This window comes from Bradyrhizobium sp. IC4059 (genome assembly GCF_020193615.1).
GTDB lineage: Bacteria > Pseudomonadota > Alphaproteobacteria > Rhizobiales > Xanthobacteraceae > Bradyrhizobium > Bradyrhizobium yuanmingense.
Genome location: NZ_JADYVH010000032.1, coordinates 1 through 1,774 on the forward strand (window position 1 = coordinate 1; position 1,774 = coordinate 1,774).

The window sequence follows — 1,774 nt, forward strand, 5'->3', positions numbered from 1 at the left end:
ACTTGGCAGAGTCGATCAGCTTCTGCAGCGAGGTGATGCCGGTGTTGGCGGCCTGCAGCACCTGCACGCCGTTGGCGATGCCATCGAGCAGGTTGTTGATGTCGCTGGCGCGGTTGTCGAGCGACTGGGCGGTGAAGAAGTTGGTGGGATTGTCCAGGGCCGAGTTGACGCTCTTGCCGGTCGACAGACGGCTCTGGGTGGTGGCGAGAAGATCGGCAGTGGACTGGAGAGAGAGCAGGTTCTGACGAACCGATGCGGAGAGAACGATACCGGACATAAGCTGTTACCCTTCTGGTACGCAACGCAACAAACTTCGATTAGGATTAATCGATGGGCGGGACGGTGAACGTTTGGGGCTAACAAAGAATGAAGCGTGTTGCGGCAGTCCTTGCGTGGATTCACCATATGGGCAATCGAAGCCGAAACGAGGTCGCGAGTATCGCCATGATAGGATGACGGTTTTTCGGGCAACGGCGAGGCGTTTGCCACTTGTCAACCATAACTCAGAGTGAGCAATTGGCTGCATTCAATTGCATCAGCTTCACCTCACGGCATCGCCATCGAAAGCTCGCATTGAACGAAAAGCGGCGGGGCCGAAGCCCCGCCGCGATGTCTTGGCTAGCGATGTTGTCCGCTTGTTAGCGGAGCAGCTGCAGCACGCTCTGCTGCGACTGGTTGGCCAGCGACAGCGCGGAGACCGCGATCGACTGGCGGGTCGACAGCGCCTGGCTGTTGGCCGCTTCGGTGTTGGTGTCGGCCAGGGTCAGGTTCGACGAACCGGTCTGGAGCACGTTGATCAGGCTCTTGTTGAAGTCCTGACGCACCTGCACCACCGAGAGGTTCGAGCCCAGGCTCGAGGCTTCCGACCGCAGCGTGCTCGAGGCAGCGTTGAGGTTCGACAACACCTTGTTGGTGGCGGAGTTGTCGATGAAGTCGACGCCGTTGGTCAGCGCCGCGAGGCCCAGACCCTTCGAGTTGTAGGTCACGCCCGTGATGCTCAGGTTCGACTTGCCGGTCTCGTCGAATACGAGCTTCAGCTGGTCGCCGTTCAGGAGGTTCACACCATTGAACGAGGAGTCCTGCGCAGTCGTGTCGATCTGGTTCAGGATGTTGTTGTACTGAGAGACCAGATTGGCACGCGCTGTCTGGGCGACAGTGTCGGCCACCGGAGCGGAGGCGGTCGAGAACGTCAGCGACGTGGTCAGCGTGCCGCCGATCGAGCCACCTGCGGCGCTCGAACCGATGGTCGAGGACGCGTAGTCGTTGGTGGTCGAAATCGTCAGCAGGCCGTTGGCGTCGATCGTCGCCGACAGGTTGTTGGCCTGCAGCTTGGTGTTGAGCTGATCGAGCGTCTTGACCGTGCCGTTGGTGCCGTCGCCGAAGGTGACGTCAACCGCGGTGCCGCCGTTGAAGGAGGTGAAGGTCAAGGTCTTGCCGCTGATGCCGCCGATGCCGGAGGTACGAGCCGCGTTGAAGGCGGACGACGTGCCGGTGTTGCCGGCGAAGCCGAGTGCGTTCAGCGCATTGCCCGTGCCGGTGATCGACAGATCGGCGTTGACGCCGGTCGAGATCTTGAGCTGGCCTGACGAGTTGATCGACGATTTCGACTGGCCCGAGGCGGCCGCAAACGTCGCGGTGCCGTTGGCCGCGATGGTCGCGGTCTGCACGCCGGTGGCGAGGTCGATCGCGTTCAGCACGTCGGCAACCGTGCCGGCCTGCAGATAGACGGTCGAATTGCCGTTGCCGTCGGTGACGACCGCACCGCTCGCGCCGG

At 61.8% G+C, this 1,774-nt stretch carries 1 protein-coding gene and 1 pseudogene; both read right to left on the reverse strand.

Features of this window, described 5'->3' with window-relative positions; translation table 11 throughout:
- A pseudogene (locus I6F12_RS36930) lies at positions 1 to 277 on the reverse strand (flagellin); the annotation flags it as partial.
- 361 nt (positions 278 to 638) lie between these two features.
- A partial coding sequence (locus I6F12_RS36935) for a DUF1522 domain-containing protein (RefSeq protein WP_225158535.1) occupies positions 639 to 1,774 on the reverse strand: 1,136 nt, incomplete at its 5' end.